At 64.4% G+C, this 17,319-nt stretch carries 15 protein-coding genes; 9 read left to right on the top strand and 6 right to left on the bottom strand.

Going from position 1 to position 17,319, the window contains the following annotated elements; genetic code table 11:
* The first annotated feature begins 1 nt into the window (after nucleotide 1).
* A complete protein-coding gene (locus RIN79_RS04420) occupies nucleotides 2-790 on the top strand; it encodes an SDR family NAD(P)-dependent oxidoreductase (RefSeq protein ID WP_309083407.1) in 789 nt (262 codons plus the stop codon).
* A 64-nt stretch (nucleotides 791-854) separates the two neighbouring features.
* Here RIN79_RS04420 and RIN79_RS04425 read toward each other — a convergent pair whose 3' ends face one another.
* The 4 genes from RIN79_RS04425 to RIN79_RS04440 form a co-directional block, all read right to left on the bottom strand.
* Nucleotides 855-1,412: an HdeD family acid-resistance protein gene (locus RIN79_RS04425; RefSeq protein WP_309083408.1), complete on the bottom strand. Its 558-nt coding sequence runs from the start codon at nucleotides 1,410-1,412 to the stop codon at nucleotides 855-857.
* 115 nt (nucleotides 1,413-1,527) lie between these two features.
* Nucleotides 1,528-2,556, bottom strand: a complete 1,029-nt coding sequence (locus RIN79_RS04430; protein ID WP_309083409.1) for a Gfo/Idh/MocA family oxidoreductase — start codon at nucleotides 2,554-2,556, stop codon at nucleotides 1,528-1,530.
* Between the two features lie 89 nt (nucleotides 2,557-2,645).
* Nucleotides 2,646-3,935, bottom strand: a complete 1,290-nt coding sequence (gene rhaI / locus RIN79_RS04435) for an L-rhamnose catabolism isomerase (RefSeq protein WP_309083410.1) — start codon at nucleotides 3,933-3,935, stop codon at nucleotides 2,646-2,648.
* 294 nt (nucleotides 3,936-4,229) lie between these two features.
* Nucleotides 4,230-6,332: a bifunctional rhamnulose-1-phosphate aldolase/short-chain dehydrogenase gene (locus RIN79_RS04440; protein ID WP_309083411.1), complete on the bottom strand. Its 2,103-nt coding sequence runs from the start codon at nucleotides 6,330-6,332 to the stop codon at nucleotides 4,230-4,232.
* 185 nt (nucleotides 6,333-6,517) lie between these two features.
* On the opposite strand from RIN79_RS04440, the gene RIN79_RS04445 reads away from it, so the two are divergent.
* The 8 genes from RIN79_RS04445 (at nucleotide 6,518) to RIN79_RS04480 (ending at nucleotide 15,303) form a co-directional block, all read left to right on the top strand.
* On the top strand, nucleotides 6,518-7,327 hold the full coding sequence (locus RIN79_RS04445) for a DeoR/GlpR family DNA-binding transcription regulator (protein WP_309083412.1): 810 nt from the start codon (nucleotides 6,518-6,520) through the stop codon (nucleotides 7,325-7,327).
* A gap of 38 nt (nucleotides 7,328-7,365) precedes the next feature.
* Entirely contained in the window at nucleotides 7,366-8,361 is a 996-nt protein-coding gene (gene rhaS, locus RIN79_RS04450) for a rhamnose ABC transporter substrate-binding protein (RefSeq protein ID WP_309083413.1), read from the top strand.
* A 111-nt stretch (nucleotides 8,362-8,472) separates the two neighbouring features.
* Entirely contained in the window at nucleotides 8,473-10,023 is a 1,551-nt protein-coding gene (locus tag RIN79_RS04455) for a sugar ABC transporter ATP-binding protein (RefSeq protein ID WP_309083414.1), read from the top strand.
* The gene (locus RIN79_RS04460) at nucleotides 10,020-10,994 is read left to right on the top strand and encodes an ABC transporter permease (RefSeq protein ID WP_309083415.1); all 975 of its coding nucleotides are present in this window, start codon (nucleotides 10,020-10,022) and stop codon (nucleotides 10,992-10,994) included. Before RIN79_RS04455 ends, RIN79_RS04460 begins: the two co-directional genes overlap by 4 nt.
* Complete coding sequence (locus RIN79_RS04465; protein WP_309083416.1) at nucleotides 10,991-11,986, top strand: ABC transporter permease; 996 nt, start codon at nucleotides 10,991-10,993, stop codon at nucleotides 11,984-11,986. Before RIN79_RS04460 ends, RIN79_RS04465 begins: the two co-directional genes overlap by 4 nt.
* A complete protein-coding gene (rhaM, locus tag RIN79_RS04470) occupies nucleotides 11,986-12,303 on the top strand; it encodes an L-rhamnose mutarotase (RefSeq protein ID WP_309083417.1) in 318 nt (105 codons plus the stop codon). Before RIN79_RS04465 ends, rhaM begins: the two co-directional genes overlap by 1 nt.
* A 6-nt stretch (nucleotides 12,304-12,309) precedes the next feature.
* A complete protein-coding gene (locus tag RIN79_RS04475; RefSeq protein ID WP_309083418.1) occupies nucleotides 12,310-13,677 on the top strand; it encodes an FGGY-family carbohydrate kinase in 1,368 nt (455 codons plus the stop codon).
* 114 nt (nucleotides 13,678-13,791) lie between these two features.
* Entirely contained in the window at nucleotides 13,792-15,303 is a 1,512-nt protein-coding gene (locus RIN79_RS04480) for a sulfatase (RefSeq protein ID WP_309083419.1), read from the top strand.
* Between the two features lie 39 nt (nucleotides 15,304-15,342).
* On the opposite strand, the gene RIN79_RS04485 is transcribed toward RIN79_RS04480, so the two are convergent.
* Both RIN79_RS04485 and RIN79_RS04490 read right to left on the bottom strand, forming a co-directional pair.
* Nucleotides 15,343-16,392: a Gfo/Idh/MocA family oxidoreductase gene (locus tag RIN79_RS04485; protein WP_309083420.1), complete on the bottom strand. Its 1,050-nt coding sequence runs from the start codon at nucleotides 16,390-16,392 to the stop codon at nucleotides 15,343-15,345.
* 14 nt (nucleotides 16,393-16,406) lie between these two features.
* Nucleotides 16,407-17,192, bottom strand: a complete 786-nt coding sequence (locus tag RIN79_RS04490) for a ThuA domain-containing protein (protein ID WP_309083421.1) — start codon at nucleotides 17,190-17,192, stop codon at nucleotides 16,407-16,409.
* Between the last annotated feature and the right edge of the window lie 127 nt (nucleotides 17,193-17,319).

Genomic DNA, 17,319 nt, shown 5'->3' on the forward strand with positions numbered 1-17,319 from the left:
CATGGTCGACGCTCCGCCGGTCTCGCGCCTGTTCGACCTTTCCGGCCGTACGGCCGTGGTCACGGGCGCCAGCGGCGGCATCGGCGCAGGCATCGCGCAGCGGCTGGCGGAGGCCGGCGCGCAGGTGGTCTGCCACTATCGCGGCAACAAGGCGATAGCGGAAAGGCTGGTCGAGGAGGTCGGGAACGCCGGCGGCCGCGCCGTAGCGATCGGCGCCGAGATTTCCACTCAGTCCGGCGCAGATGCACTCATCGAAGGAGCACTCGGGCATTTCGGAGCGTTGCATATCCTGGTGAACACTGCCGGCCATCAGCCGGTGGAGCCGCTGCCAGCGATCTCCGAAGAAAGCTGGCGGACCATGATGGCGGTCAATGCGGGGGGTCCATTCCTGCTGATGCGGGCTTTCGTCGAGCATGTGAAGGCAGCGGGATCCGGCGGCGCCATCGTCAATATCGCGTCCATCGAAGGCCATCAGCCGGCGCCGGGCCACGCCCACTACGCCGCCTCTAAGGCGGCGCTCCTCATGTTCACGAAAGCAGCTGCGCTCGAGCTCGGGCCATTGGGAATACGCGTGAATGCCGTCTCGCCGGGGCTCATCCACCGCGAGGGCATCGAACAATCCTGGCCGGAAGGCGTTGCGCGCTGGAAGGGGGCCGCGCCGCTCGGCCGGCTCGGTCAGCCGGAGGACATTGCCGACGCGGTCCTCTTCCTCGCCTCCGACGCGGCGCGCTGGATCACCGGCGCCGAACTCGTGGTCGATGGGGGCGTCAGCACTCGCCCGACCTGGTAATCAGGCAGTAACAGCGGGCGACAGCTCTAGCCCTCCCTTCGGGCCAGCCGGGCTTATGGCTCCGTCAAGCATTCCTTAGTGCCAGGCCGGCAGCAATCCAGCCGACGCCAGCGAAGATCAGGTCGACGCCGAGGAAGATGCCCAGCGTGACCAGGCTTGTGGCCGGCCATCCGGCGACGATGATCAGGCCGACCGCCACCGTGATGACGGCCGACAGGAGCACCCATCCCCATCCGGCCTCTTCGCGCAACCGCACCGCCAGGATGCCGCGGAAGATTCCGGCGGCGATCAGGCCAATGCCGAGCATGAGAGTGAACACCGCCGACGCAAGCAGCGGATCGGCGAAGGCGATGACGCCAGCCGCAACATAGAGAGCGCCGATCACGATCCAGAGGAAGAAGCGGCCCCAGCTGCGCATCTGGAAGCCGTGCACGATTTCGGCGACCCCGGAGAGTACCATCATCACGCCGACGACGAAGATGCTGGCAACCGTCGCCGCCACGACACTCGTCAGCGCAATAACGCCGCCGATGAGGAAGATGACGCCGAGCGCCACGATCCAGCCCCACCGCGCCTTGAGGTCCGGTCCACCCGGAGCCGCCACGTCCGTCGTGCTAGCCATCCTCCGTCTCCTCTTCGGACAAGAGATGCGGACGCCGCGGCGGCGCCCGTCGGAGAAAGCTCTCATTTCGCCCCAGCCCTGTCAAACCGAGGGCGGGAGCACGGTTTTCCGATCGTTACGAAGTTCTGCCGGATTGGCTGCCGGCAATCACGGCAGCCTTGGCCTGCGCCTCGAGGGCAAGGCGGCAGACTTCGAATACGTGGCGCTGTGGTACGGCCGTCTCCGTACGGTCGCGCACGTCTTTCGCGAAGGCGGCGAAATACTCGATCGGCTCGTTGGAGCAGTCGATATGCCGCGTGCCGGAATGATCTACGAGGAACAGGTGATCCTTCCCTTCCCGGCCGGCTATGTCGATATATTTCCGGAGCTCGATATAGCCCTCGGTGCCGAGGATGGTGAGCCGCCCGTCGCCCCAAGTCGGCAGCCCGTCCGGCGTGAACCAGTCGACGCGGATGTAGCCTGAAGCCTTGTCGCTGCGCAGCAGGACCTCGCCGAAATCCTGGAACTCGGCCGATTGCGGCGTGCCGAAGTTGCCAACCGAGCTTGCCACCACTTCGGCTGTCTGCGAGCCGGTGTAGAAGAGGAACTGGTCTATTTGATGCGAGGCGATGTCGTTGATGATGCCGCCATAGGCGTCCAGATCGAAGAACCAGTCGGGGCGGGTGTGGAGCTGCTTGCGATGTGGGCCGAGGCCCACCGTCTGCACGACCCGGCCAATGGCGCCGTCTGCGACCAGCTTGCCGGCGAGAACCGCGGAGCGAACCCGAAGCCTTTCGGAAAAGCAGACGGAGAAGATGCGGCGGGTCCGCTCGACTGTTCTCTTCACTTCGTCGAGCTGGGCGAAGGTGGTGACGCCAGGCTTATCCACCATAACGTCCTTGCCCGCCTCCATGGCCCTGATCGCCAGCCCTGCCCGGTCGCGCGGGATGGCGGCGATGCAGATCACGTCGATGGATGGGTCGGCGAAGATGGCATCGCGGTCGAGCGGCCGTGCCTCCGGATAGGCGGCGCGGAATTTTTCAAGCAGTGCCGGGACGGAAGTCTGCGGACAATAACCAGCGAATTCGGCGCCGGCGGCCAACAGGCCCTCGACATGATCGAAGATATGCGTGTGGTCGAGCCCGACCGCTGCGAATTTCAGCATTTTTCCATCCTCGGCAACCGTCGCTTTGAAGCGGCCTTGTTGGTGCTCTAACGGAATATTGCGGTGCGGGTCCAGCCTGCCCCGGGAACTTACACGATGCCGCCGCCGGCACCCTTCACGGCCGGACGCTCTTCGGCCACCTTGCGGCGGTAGCCGCTTTCGCGATAGGCGGCCACGGGATCGGCGGCTCCGCCGCTTTCCACGCGCGCCATGGCGAGGATCGGCTCCACATCGGTGCGGAAGGCGGACTTGAGCGTCTGGGTGGCCATCAGCGCGTCGTTCGCCTCCTGATGCGCTTCGAGAGCGGCGCGGTCGACAAGAAGAGCCTGCGCATAGGAGCGCACCACTTCGGTGGCCGAGATCATCAGGCTCTCGATGGGGTCGGTCACGTTGTGGCTCTGGTCGAGCATGTGCGCCGGGTTGAATCCCGGCGCGTTGCGGTGCTCGGCATCGACCAGCTCGTTGAAGACGAGGAAAAGCCGGTAGGGATCGACCGAGCCGGCATCGAGGTCGTCGTCGCCATATTTGGAATCGTTGAAGTGGAAGCCGCCGAGCTTGCCGAACTGGATGAGGCGCGCGACGATCATCTCGATGTTCACGTTCGGCGCGTGGTGGCCGAGGTCGACGAGGCAGAAGGCCTTCGGTCCGAGTTCCTGGGCGATGAGGTAGTTGGTGCCCCAGTCCTGCACGACCGTGGAGTAGAAGGCCGGCTCGTACATCTTGTGCTCGGTGAAGATGCGCCAGTCCTCAGGGAGCGCTTCATATACCTCGCGCATGGATGAAAGATAGCGCTCGAAAGCCCGGGTGAAATTACTCTGCCCGGGGAAATTCGAGCCGTCGCCGATCCAGACCGTCAACGCCTTGGAGCCGATCGTCTTGCCGATCTCGATGCACTCGATGTTGTGGTCGACCGCCTGGCGGCGCGTGGCGGCGTCGGTGTGGGAGAGGGAGCCGAACTTGTAGGAATAGCGGTCGTCCGGGTGGTCCTGGAAGGTGTTGGAGTTCATCGCGTCGAAGCGGAGACCGTAGCTTTCGGCGGTGTCTTTCAGCCGCTTCGGATCCGCCTTGTCCCAGGGAATGTGGAGCGAGACGCTGCGCGTGGCGCGGGTGAGGCTCTGGATCGCCGCGCAGTCGGCGAGCTTGTCAAAGATGTCGCGCGGCTCGCCGGGACCGGGGAAGCGTGCGAAGCGCGTGCCGCCGGTGCCCACGCCCCAGGAGGGGATGGCCACGCCGAAGCCCGCGACCTTCCTCTTGATGGATTCGATGGCGATGCCGCGCCGGTCGAGCTGCTCGCCGAGGGTTTCATAGTCGCGCTTGAGCGAAGGCAAGCGGGACGCGTTGTGGCGTTCCAGCAGGGCTGTGTTGATGAGTTCGCTCATTCTTCTTCCTCCTAAAACTTCCCCCTCTCCGGCTCGGCTTCGCCTCGCCACCTCTCCCCCACTTCGTGGGGGCGAGGAAGGGCGCCCTTCATCGCGGCTCGGCTCTTCCTCGGCCCCGCCTGCGGGGGATCGGCTCTTCCTCGCCCCCGCTTGCGGGGGAGAGGTGCCGAGCGCAGCGAGGCGGAGAGGGGGTGAATATAGCTCCTACCCCACCCCGCCTCGCCAAGCCGCTGCGTAACCAAGGTCCGCGACCCTCGCCACCCCTTCTGCAATCTCAGGAGGGGAGGTGGGCGCTTACCGCGTAAAGCTCTGCGCGTTGCCGGCGTCGACGTTGAGGATGTTGCCGGTCGACTTGGCCGAGACATCCGACACGAAGAAGAACACCGCTTCCGCAATGTCTTCCGGAAAAACGTTGAGCTTCAGCAGCGAGCGCTTGCGATAGTGCTCTTCCAACTCGTCCGGGCTCATATTGTAGGCGGCGGCGCGCTGCTCGCGCCACTCGCCCGACCAGATCTTCGAGCCGCGCAGCACGGCGTCCGGGTTGACCGTGTTGACGCGGATGCCGAACTCCGCGCCTTCGAGCGCCAGGCAGCGGGCGAGGTGGATTTCCGCGGCCTTGGCCGTGCAATAGGCGGCGGCGTTGGGCGACGCGGCAAGCCCGTTCTTCGACGCGATGAAGACGATCGCGCCGCCCGTCTTCTGCCGCTTCATCAGCCGGAAGGCTTCGCGGGAGACAAGGAAATAGCCGGTGGAGAGGATGTCCATGTTGCGATTCCACATGGAAAGCTCCGTCTCGTCCACCGGGGCGGCGGACGAGATGCCTGCATTGGACACGAGGATGTCCAGCCCGCCATATTCGCGCGCCGCGAAGGCGAAGGCTTGGGCAACCTCGCCTTCGCTGGTCACATTTAGGCGCACGCTGCGCACCACATCCGCCGTGAAGCGGGAGCCCAGCTCCGCGTTGGCCTCTTCGAGCGACTTCTCGTCGATGTCGGCAAGCACCACGCAGGCGCCCTCGCGGAGCAGCCGCTCGGCAGTGGCCTTGCCGATGCCGCCGGCGCCGCCGGTGACCAGCGCCACCTTGCCGGCGAGCGGCTTGGGCTTGGGCAGGCGCTGCAGCTTTGCCTCCTCCAGCACCCAGTATTCGATGTCGAAGGCCTCCTGCTCGGGGAGGCCGACATAGGACGAGACGCTGGACGCCCCGCGCATCACATTGATGGCGTTGACGTAGAACTCGGCCGAAACGCGCGCGGTCGCCTTGTCCTTGGCAAAGGTGATCATGCCGACACCGGGCACCAGGTAGACCACCGCGTTCGGGTCGCGCATGGGTGGGCTTTCCGGCCGCTTGCAGCGCTCGTAATAGGCGGCATGGCCTTTGCGGTATTCCTCGACGGCCCCGCTCAAGCCCTCAAGCGTCTTTTCGATATTGGACTGGGCCGGATCGAAGCCCACCACCAACGGGTTGCGCTTGGTGCGCAGAAAGTGGTCGGGACAGCTGGTGCCGAGTTCGGCAAGCCGCTCCATGTCTCGCGACGAAATAAATTCCAGCACCGCGTCGGAATCGTCGAAATGGCCGACCTTGCGCTCGGCCGCCGAGATCATGCCGCGGATGGCGGGCATCAGCCTTTCCGCAACCGCGCGGCGCTCCTCGGCCGGCAAGGCGGGGCGGACCGCTCCGCCGAAGGCCGGCTTGCCGCCGGCCCGCTGCTCGAACCATTCCATAGCCCGGTTGATGATGCGGATGGTGGTCTCGTAGCATTCCCTGGCCGTATCGCCCCAGGTGAAGAGGCCGTGCCCAGCGAGGACGACGCCCTGGGCGCTGGGGTTTTCTCGGCAGAATTTTTCCAGCCACAGGCCGAGCTCGAAGCCCGGCCGCTTCCAGGGCAGCCAGCCGATTCCGCCGCCGAAAATTTCCGCCGTCAGCTCCCTGCTGTTCTGAGCGGCGGCGATGGCGATGACCGCGTCGGGGTGCATGTGGTCCACATGCTTCCTCGGCACGAAGGCGTGCAGCGGCGTGTCGATCGATGCCGCGCGTGGATTGAGGCTGAAGGTGCAGTGGGGGAGGTAACCCACCATCTCATCCTCGTGCTCCACGCCGCGATAGAGGTTTTTCAGCCTCTCCAGCTTTTCCATGTAGAGCGTGGCGAAACCGTCGAGCTTGATGGTGCCGACATCGCCGCCCGAGCCCTTTACCCACAGCACTTCGACCTTTTCGCCCGTGAGCGGATCCTTCTCCATCACCTTGGCGGAGGTGTTGCCGCCGCCGTAGTTGGTGATGCGCTTGTCGGACCCGAGCAGGTTTGAGCGGTAGACGAGCCGTTCGGGCTCGCTCATCGAGGCCGCTTTCGCTTCGTCCCAGAGATTGGCCAGCCGCGCGGCGGGGCTTTTGTCGAGCATCGGAGTCCTCCCATGGCGCGCGAAAACCAGCGCGCAAGCAGCGGCTAAGTTCACACCCGCGAGGAGCTGGTGTCAATCACAAACGATCAAGAACAGTCATGCTGCAGTGCATCATGCGAAGTCATGATCGAAATTGATTGACAGTGCACGGACATGCTGCCCTTAATACCGGCGCTGGAGGAGCCATGCACGAAAAGGAACGCCATCGGATCATTCTGTCGGCCGTCCAGGAGAAGCCTGTCGCAACGGTGCAGGAACTGGTCGAGCTGACCTCGTCTTCCGAGGCCACGATCAGGCGCGACATCGCCGCTCTTCATGTGCAGAAGCGGCTGCGGCGCGTGCGCGGCGGGGCGGAAGCGCTCAACCCGCCGCAGATCGTTGGCCTTGCGGGCCGTCCCTTCCATGTGAACGAGGGGCTGCACGCGGCCGAGAAGCGCGCGATTGCCCGCGAGGCTGTGGATCTGTGCAGCGACGGCGAGCCGATCATCATCAATGGCGGCACGACCACCTTCCAGATGGTGCATTTCCTCGCCAACCGGCGCATGCCGATCCTGACCAATTCCTTTGCGATCGCCGAGCACCTGATCAAGCACTCCAAGAACACCGTGGTGCTTTCCGGCGGCACCGTCTATCGCGAGCAGAACATCATCCTGTCGCCGTTCGACAATGACGTGACGCGCAATTTCTATGCGCGGCGCATGTTCATGGGGGCGCAGGGGCTGGGGCCGCTGGGCCTCATGGAGGGCGACCCGCTTCTCATCCAGGCGGAGCAGAAGCTGATCGACCAGGCGGACGAACTGGTGGTGCTGGTCGACTCGTCGAAATTCCGCCAGCGCTCGAGCCTGATCCTGTGCCGGCTGGAGCGGATTTCCACCGTGATCACCGATGAGGGCATCACGGAGCGGGAGGCGAAGATGCTGGAGCAGGCGGGGATCACGTTGGTGGTTGCCCGCCTCAACCAGTCGAAGCGGGAGCAGACTTCGCTGCCCGCATGAGGCGGGCGGCACTTGAAGCAACCAAAGGGAGGAATACCATGTCGATAGTGAGAAAACTGCTTGCGGCGGCGGCGATCACCGCCGTGTTCGCCGCAACGCCGGCGATGGCCGAGCCGGTGAAGATCGCGCTGGTGGTCAAGTCGCTTGGCAACGGCTTCTTCGATGCCGCAAACAAGGGCGCTCAGGAAGCGGCGAAGGAGATCGGCGACGTCGAGGTGATCTACACCGGCCCGACCTCGGCCACGGCGGAAGGGCAGATCGAGATCATCAACTCGCTGATCGCCCAGCAGGTGGACGCCATCGCCATCTCGGCCAACGATCCGGACGCGCTGGTGCCGGCGCTGAAGAAGGCGATGGACCGCGGCATCACCGTGATCTCCTGGGATTCCGGCGTGGCGCCCGAGGGCCGCGAGATGCATCTCAATCCATCCGACACTGATCTGATCGGCGAGACGATCATCAAGCTTGCCGCGGACTATCTGCCGGAGGGCGGCGACGTCGCCATTCTTTCAGCATCGTCCACCGCAACCAACCAGAACGCCTGGATCGAGGCGGCCAAGAAGGTGCTGCCGGAGAAGTTCCCCAACATAAACCTGGTGACGGTGGTCTATGGCGATGACGACTCGGTCAAGAGCACCAACGAGGCCAAGGGCCTGATCGCCTCTCACCCGAACCTGAAGGCGATCATCGCGCCCACCACGGTCGGCGTCGTGGCGGCCGCGCAGGTGGTCACCGACCAGAACCTGATCGGCAAGATCAATGTCACGGGCCTGGCGCTGCCATCCGAGTTCAAGAAGTTCATCGACAACGGCGCCAGCCAGGCGGTGGCGCTGTGGAACCCGATCGACCTTGGCTATTCGGCGGTTTATCTCGCCCACCAGCTCGCGACCGACAAGGCGGAAGCCAAGCCCGGCGCCAAGCTCTCCATCGGGCGGGTCGGCGAGGTGACGCTGGACGAGACGAACGCGGCGGCGATGGCTGCTCCGTTCAAGTTCGACAAGTCGAACATCGAGGAGTTTTCCAAGATCTATTGACCGAGCTCCCCACCCTCCCCCTCCGTGGGGGAGGGTCGTCGGGCCAGCTTCGCAGAAGATGGAACGACGGGGTGGGGGCTGGAGAGGACGCCGGAATATCAGATGTAGATTATGTTGCATCACCCCCACCCCGCTCACGTTGTTCGCGACCCTCCCCACGAGGGGGAGGGTGGGGCGTCCCTGCTCACGCTCTCCGGCGTGAGCAAGAGCTTTCCGGGCGTGCGCGCGCTGTCGGGCGTGAGCCTGTCGCTCTATCCAGGCGAGGTGACGGCGCTGGTGGGCGAGAACGGCGCCGGCAAGTCGACGCTGGTGAAGATCCTGACCGGCATCTACCAGCCTGACGAGGGCGAGATCCGCATCGGCGGCGCGCCTGTAAAGCTGCCCACGGCGCATGCGGCCTTCGAGCAGGGCATCACGGCCATCCACCAGGAAACGGTGCTCTTCGACCACCTCACGGTGGCCGAGAACATTTTTCTGGGCCACGCGCCGCGCACGTGGCTCGGCACCATCGACTGGCGCACCATGCGCGACAATGCGCGCGAAGTGCTGGAGACGATGGGGGCCGGTATTGACCCGGACGCGCTCCTTTCCGATCTCGGCATTGCCAACAAGCACCTAGTGGCGATCGCCCGCGCCATGTCGATCGATGCGCGCATCGTCATCATGGACGAGCCAACGGCGGCACTTTCGGCCAAGGAGATCGAGGAGCTGTTCCTGCTCATCGAGTTCCTGAAGAGCCAGAAGAAGGCGATCCTCTTCATCAGCCACAAGTTCGATGAGATCTTTCGCATCGCCGACCGCTACACGGTGTTCCGCGACGGGCAGATGGTGGGCGAGGGCCTGCTTGCCGGCACCACCCAGAACCAACTGGTGCGCATGATGGTGGGGCGCGCGGTGGACCAAATCTTTCCCGAGCGCCAGCCGAAGATCGGCGCCCCGCTGCTTGCGGTCTCCGGCCTGTCGCATCCGACCGAATTCGACGACATCAGCTTCGAGCTGCGCCAAGGCGAGATCCTCGGCTTTTACGGGCTGGTCGGCGCCGGGCGCAGCGAGGTGATGCAGGCGATCGCCGGCATGACGCGGGTAAGCCGTGGAACGATCACGCTCGGCCGACGCGAGATCGCGCCGAAATCGGCGGCCGACGCCATTGATGCCGGCATCGTCTACGTGCCCGAGGAGCGCGGTCGGCAGGGGGTGGTGATCGGGCTGCCCATTTTCCAGAACGTGTCGCTGCCTTCGCTCAAGCGCACGTCGAAATCCGGCGTGCTGCGGCTGGCCGAAGAATTTCGCCTGGCGCGCACCTATACGGAGCGGCTCGACCTTCGCGCTTCATCGCTCAGCCAGGATGTGGGCACGCTTTCGGGCGGCAACCAGCAGAAGGTGGTGATCGCCAAATGGCTGGCGACCGAGCCCAAGGTCATCATCCTCGACGAGCCAACCAAGGGCATCGACATCGCCTCCAAGGCGGCGGTTCACGGCTTCATGGCGGAGCTGGTGGCGGAGGGGCTGTCGGTCATCATGGTCTCCTCCGAGCTGCCGGAAATCCTGGGCATGTCGGACCGCGTGGTCGTCATGCGCGAGGGCCGCATGGTGGCAATCCGGGAGAACCGCGACCTCGATGCCGAGACGCTGGTCAGGTTTGCCGCGGGGATCGCCCCATGAAGGCGCTCGCCAAAAACCGGGAAACTTGGCTGCTTGCGGCCATCGCGCTGCTGGTCGCGGTCATCGCGCTGCGCTTTCCCGCTTTCGCCCGGCCGGGCAACCTTCTGTCGGTCTTCAACGACACCTCGATCCTCATCATCCTGGCGCTCGGCCAGATGGCGGTGATCCTGACGCGCTCGATCGATCTTTCCATGGCCTCCAACCTGGCCTTTACGGGGATGGCGGTGGCCATGACCAACGCGGCTTATCCGGAGATCCCGGTGGTGCTCCTGATCGTCATGGCGATGGCGGTGGGGACGGCGCTGGGCGCGCTCAACGGCGCGCTCGTCTGGAAGCTCGGCATTCCGCCGATCGTGGTGACGCTGGGCACGCTCACCATCTTTCGCGGCGCGACATTCGTTCTTTCGGGCGGGGCGTGGGTGAACGCCGACCAGATGAGCCAGGGCTTCATCGCGCTTCCGCGCACGGCCATTCTCGGCTTGCCCATGCTTTCCTGGTTTGCCATCGCGGCGATCGCGGCATTCCATCTCCTGATGACGCGGACGGCGCTCGGCCGCTCGATCTATGCGGCCGGCATCAACCCGACCGCCGCGGTCTATGCAGGCATCGATGTAGGGCGCACGAAATTCCTCGCCTTCTGCCTTTCCGGCATGGTGGCGGGGCTGTCAGGCTATCTGTGGATCTCACGCTACGTGATCGCTTCTGTTGAGGTGGCGAACGGCTATGAGCTCAGCATCATCGCCGCCTGCGTGATCGGCGGCGTGTCGATTGCCGGCGGTATTGGCAGCGTGGCCGGCGCAGGGCTCGGCGCGTTGTTCCTCGGCATTATCGGCAGCGCGCTTCCAGTCATCAACATCTCGCCCTTCTGGCAGCTGGCGATCTCCGGCAGCGCCATCATCCTGGCGGTGGTGCTGAACGCGCGCGGCGAGCGCCGGCAGGGCCGTATCATCCTGAGGAGGGCCGAGGCATGACGACGGATACCGCCCGCCACGTTCCCGACCGGCTGGACAGCCCGCTCCGATCGGCCGTGTTCAGCTGGGAGATGCTGCTGGTGCTGGTCGCCGTTGCGATCTTCATCGTCAACAGCATCTCGTCCCCCTATTTCCTCAATGCCTGGTCGCTTTCCGATCTCACCTTCAATTTCACGGAAAAGGGGCTGATCGCGCTCGCCATGGCGCTGCTCATCATCGCCGGCGAGATCGACCTTTCCGTTGCGGCGATCATCGCGCTGGCATCGACGCTGATGGGGATGGCGCTGCAGGCGGGGGCGGACACGCCGTTGCTGGTGGCGATCGGCATCGGCGTCGGTCTTCTCTGCGGAGCGTTCAACGGGCTGCTGGTCACCAGGCTCGGGCTGCCTTCGATTGTTGTGACCATCGGAACGATGAGCCTCTTTCGCGGCATCGCCTACATCATCCTCGGCGACCAGGCCTACAAGGGCTATCCGCAAAACTTCGCCTTCTTCGGACAGGGCTATGTCGGCTGGGTGATCTCGTTCGAGCTGACGCTGTTCCTGGCAGCCGCGGTCGTCTTCTGGTTCCTCCTGCACCGGACAAGCTTCGGGCGTGCGGTGTTCGCTATCGGCAACAACCCGGTCGCCTCGGCCTTCTCCGGCGTGCGGGTGGAGCGGGTGAAATTCATCCTGTTCCTGCTCACCGGGCTCATGTCCGGGATTGCCGCGGTGCTGATCACGTCGCGGCTGGGCTCGACCCGGCCGTCCATTGCCCAGGGCTACGAGCTGGAAGTCATCACCATGGTGGTGCTGGGCGGCGTCAACATTCTGGGCGGTGCGGGCTCGATCCTGGGCGTGGTGCTGGCGGCCTTCATCATGGGGCTGGTCACCTTCGGGCTCGGCCTGATGAATGTGCCGGGCATCGTGATGTCGATCTTTGTCGGCCTGCTTCTGATCGCCGTGATCGCGCTGCCCATCATCTGGAGCCGTTTCAGGGAGCGGAGGGCCTGATGCCGGAAAAATACGCGTTCAAGATGAAGCTCAATCCGGGCATGCGCGAGGAATACAAGCGCCGGCACGACGAGATCTGGCCGGAGCTTGTGGCTCTGCTCAAGGATGCCGGGGTGTCGGATTATTCGATCCACCTCGACGCGGAGACGAATACGCTCTTTGCCGTGCTTTGGCGGCGCGACGATCACACCATGGCGGACCTGCCGAACCATCCGGTGATGAAGCGCTGGTGGGCGCATATGGCCGACATTATGGAGACGAAGCCCGACAACCAGCCGGTCGCCTCTCCGCTCGACACCGTCTTCCATATGGAATAGCCGGCCATGCGCCATGTGGCCGTCATCGATATCGGCAAGTCGAACGCCAAACTGGCGCTCGTCGATCTCGACGCGCTTGCCGAGATTTCGGTCCGAAAAATGCCGAACCGGGTGCTGCGGGACGGGCCATATCCCCACTACGATGTGGATGCGCTTTGGCATTTTATCCTCGATGGCCTCCGCGAGATCGGCCGCGAGCGGAAGGTCGACGCCATCTCGGTGACCACGCATGGCGCCACGGCGGCGCTGGTTTCCGATGATGGCGGTTTGGCCCTTCCGGTGCTCGATTATGAGCATGACGGGCCGGATACTCTGCGGGGCGAATATGAGGAAGTGCGGCCGCCCTTTGCGGAAACCGGATCGGCTTCGCTGCCGATCGGCCTCAATCTCGGCGCGCAGCTTTTCTGGCAAAGCCGGATGTTTCCGGAGGCGTTTTTGCGCGCCACCGGGATCCTGATGTATCCGCAATATTGGACGTACCGGCTGACCGGCGTTCTTGCGAGCGAGGTGACGTCGCTCGGCTGCCACACGGATCTGTGGAATCCCGAGGGAGGAAAATTTTCATCGCTGGTGGAGCGGATGGGATGGGGCGAAAATTTTCCGCCGCTGCGGTCGGCGCGTGACATTCTCGGGCCAATTTTGCCCGAGGTGGCTGCGCGGACGGGGCTCGATCCGGCGACACCGGTGCTCTGCGGCATTCACGATTCCAACGCGTCTCTCTTTCCGCATCTCCTCTGGCGGGAAGCGCCCTTCTCCGTGGTCTCGACCGGGACGTGGGTGGTTTCGATGGCAGTGGGCGGCGCGAAGGTCACGCTCGATCCGGCCCGCGACACGCTCATCAACGTCAACGCGCTGGGCGATCCGGTTCCGTCGGCGCGCTTCATGGGCGGGCGGGAACACGAGATCCTGACGGGAGGGCAGGGAACGGAGTGGGCGCAGAGCGACCTCGACACCGTGCTTGAGAACGGCATCATGCTTCTGCCATCGGTGCAGACCGGCTGCGGACCGTTTCCCGACAGCCAATCGCGGTGGTTTGCCACCGGCGAGGTCTCGCAAGGGGAGCGCAGCGTCGCGTCGGCGTTCTACCTGGCCATGATGACGGCTACTTGCCTCGAACTCATCGGCGCCAAGGGCGATATCGTTGTCGAGGGGCCGTTTGCGGGCAATGCGCTCTATCTCGAAATGCTGCAGGCCGCGACTGGCCGCCCTGTCCCGGCCCAGATCGGGCAGGCGACGGGCACCAGCATCGGCGCGGCCCTGCTGGCCGAAAGACACCAGCCCAGCCCCCCCGCCCAGACACCGCGGCAAAGCCAGGCCGATCTGCGCTGGAAAGCCTATGCGGAAAAGTGGCGGCGGGCGGTGGCGGGTTCCTAACCGCAGCCTCCCCTCCGCCGATCAGCAGGCCCGATTGCCGTTCCCTTGCGATTGCGGCAACATGCCTGCCGATGCCGCACTATTGCCGCGACCGCCATCGCCGAAGGAAACCCCTTGAAAACGGTCTTTGTCCTCTTCGATTCGCTCAACCGCCACATCCTCGGCTGCTATGGCGGAAGGCGCGTGCCGACACCGAACTTCGACCGGCTAGCCACGCGCACCCTCGTGCATGACCGCCACTATGTCGGCTCCCTGCCTTGCATGCCGGCGCGGCGCGATCTGCTGACCGGCCGCCTCACCTTCCTGCACCGCAGCTGGGGGCCACTCGAGCCTTTCGACAACGCATTCCCCGAACTTCTCAAGGAGAAGGGCGTCCATTCCCACCTGGTCACCGATCACTATCACTACTGGGAGGATGGCGGCGCCACCTATCACAATCGGTACTCGACCTATGAGTTCGTGCGCGGGCAGGAGAGCGATGCCTGGAAGGCGATGGTGCAGCCGCATTGGGAGCGGCTGCGCGAGAAATATCACGAGCGCCAGGCCGGCGGCGGCGACGCGATCAGCAAATATTCCACCCACATCATCAACCGCGAGTTCATCCGCAAGGAGGAGGATTTTCCTTCCGTCCAATGCTTTGCGCATGGGTTCGACTTCCTCGACATGAACCGGCAGGCCGACAACTGGCTGCTGCAGATCGAGACGTTCGACCCGCACGAGCCCTTCTTCGCGCCCGAACGGTTCAAGGAGCCGTTTAGGACCGGCTGGAACGGCCCGATCCGTGATTGGCCGCGCTACGGCCGCGTGGACGAGCTGCCGGAAGAAGCGGAGGAACTGCGCGCCAATTACTATGCGACGGTCGCTCTCTGCGACCACCTACTAGGCAAGCTGCTCGACTATTTCGAGGAGCACGAGCTGTGGGGGGACACTGCCCTGATCGTCACCACCGATCACGGGTTTCTGCTCGGAGAGCACGATTTCTGGGCGAAGAACCGGATGAACATGTATGAGGAGATCGTCCACATACCTCTCTTCATCCACGATCCGCGGCGGCCGCAGGCAGGCCGCACCAAACGCCTCACCCAATCGATCGACATGGCGCCGACGATCCTCGACCTCTACGGGATCGAACCGCCGCCCGAGACGGAAGGCAAGTCCCTCTTGAGCAAGGGGAATCGCGAGGCGGCGATCTTCGGCTATTTCGGCGGAGCCGTGAACGTCACCGACGGCCGCTATACCTATCACCGATTCCCCGAGGATCTGAGCAGGCAGGAGATCTACCAGTACACGGTGATGCCGACGCATATGGCGCAGCGCTTTACCCCGGAGGAGCTTTCCACGGCGACGCTCGCCAAGCCCTTTGGCTGGACGAAGGAGGTGCCGCTCCTCAAGGTGCCGGTGATCAAGCGCTCGCCGATGTATGCCAATTACGGGCCGGGCTCGATCCTCGAAAGCGACACCCGCCTCTACGACCTTGAAGCTGATCCAGGCCAGGAGAGGCCGATGGAGGACGCCGCCATCGAGGCGCGGATGATCGGCCTCATGCGCGGCCTGATGACGAGAAACGAGGCGCCGCCGGAGGCTTTCACCAGGCTAGGGCTGGAGCCGGCGGAAGCCGTCGGGTAGGCGCCCCTCCCGCCGTGGCGGGCGCCGGACCGCGTCTCCTCAGGCGTGCACCAGCGCGGGCGCGGGCTGCTCGGAGCCCGCCGCCATGTCCAGGATGCGCTGCAGATTTGCGGCGTGGCGGAAGCTTGGCTCAGTCGCAGCCATGTTGAGCCGCACCGCGTTGACGAAGCGCTCGTAGTTGGTTGCAACCGGCGCGGCCGGCATATCGCGCCAGGTGGCTGTCTCGGCGTCCTCGTCGAGACAGACCCTCAGGTGAGACGCCTGCGGCGTGTGCTGCACTTCGATGCCGCCCTTGTCCCCATAGATGCGGACCTTCAGCTCGTTTATGTGGCCGGTGGCCCACCGCGTGGCGTGGACCACTCCAAGGGCGCCATTGGCGAAGTCCGCCGTCATGACGAAGCTATCATTGGCGTCCAGCGCATATTCGCCAATCCGGTCGCCCTCGGCCTTGTGGAAGGTTTTCAGGCGGCAGGTGATCGAGTCGATATCCGTCGCAGCGCCATAGGAGGCGAAGTCGAGGATGTGAATGCCGATGTCGCCAAGCGTACCGTTTGAGCCGTGCGCCTTGGAAAGACGCCATAGCCACTGCGGGCCGCTGCGCCAGTCACCCCAAGCCTTGGAAACGAGCCAGCTCTGCAGATAGGAGGCCTCCACATGCTTGACCCCGCCAATTCGCCCGGAGAGAACGAGATCGCGCGCGGCGTGGATTTCGGCCACGTTCCGGTAGCTCAGATTCACCATGGCCACCAGGCCCGCCCTTTCGGCGGCATCGGCCATTTCAGAAGCTTCGGCGTAGTTCGTGGCAAGCGGCTTTTCGCAGAGGACATGCTTGCCCGCGGCAATGCAGAGCATGCTGGTCGGATAATGGGCCGCGTCAGGCGTCACATTGGTGACTGCGTCGAAATCGCCCCAGGCAAGCGCCTCCTCGGCTGTCGCGAAGCGGCGCTCGATCTTGTGCAGCTCGCAAAAGGCCGCGAGCCGCTCGGGATTTGTGTCCACCGCGCCGACGAGACGGACGCCGGGGATGGCCGCGAAGCGCGTGGCATGCTGGTTGGCCATCTTCCCAGTGCCGAGGATGAGCAAACGCATATGAAAAATCTTTCCTATCTGAAACCGGCTTCGCCCGGAGCGTGCAGCTTCGGCCCGCGTTCGACGATGGGTTCGGGAGCCTGGTCCACCGGCACGTTTGGAGCATTGTGGATGGCGGTGAAGGCTGGCGCGGCCGGATGAGCCCAGCGCACCGCATTGCGCAGCACCTTGCCCACCGTTGCGTCGTGATAGGTGGGATAGGCTTCGTGGCCCGGCCGGAAATAAAAGATGTTGCCGGCGCCGCGCCGGTAGGTCAGGCCCGAGCGGAACACCTCCCCGCCTTGGAACCAGGAGATGAAGACGGTCTCGAGCGGCTCGGGAACGGAGAAGGGCTCGCCATACATCTCCTCCTGCTCCAGCTCGAAATATTGCGGCAGGCCGCGGGCGATGGGATGTCCGGGATTGACCACCCAGACCCGTTCGCGCTCGCCCGCCTCGCGCCATTTCAGCGCGCAGGGCGTACCCATCAGCCGCTTGAAGATCTTGGAGAAATGGGCCGAATGGAGAAGGATGAGGCCCATCCCTTCCCAGACCCGCTTCGCCACCCGCTCGACAATCTCGTCGCTCACCTGGCGGTGGGCCTTGTGGCCCCACCAGACAAGCACATCGGTCTCCGCCAATGCCTGTTCCGTCAAGCCGTGTTCGGGATCCTGCAGGACCGCTGTCCGGACAGAGATATCACCTTCGGCAGCGATCGCATTGGCGATGGTCGTGTGCATGCCTTCGGGGTAGATCGACCGCACGAGCTCGCTTTGCTGCTCATGTACGTTTTCGCCCCACACAAATGCTTTGATGCTCATCCAAGCATCCCTTTTTTGTCTTATTTGGATTGTGCGCGAGGGAGCATCCCGCCCGGTCCCAAGCGCTTCATCTGAAAGCAGGCCCCGCCAGAGGAGAAACGCGCGACCAACTTGAACTTCGGATCAA

Source organism: Chelativorans sp., from assembly GCF_031180965.1.
GTDB lineage: Bacteria > Pseudomonadota > Alphaproteobacteria > Rhizobiales > Rhizobiaceae > Chelativorans.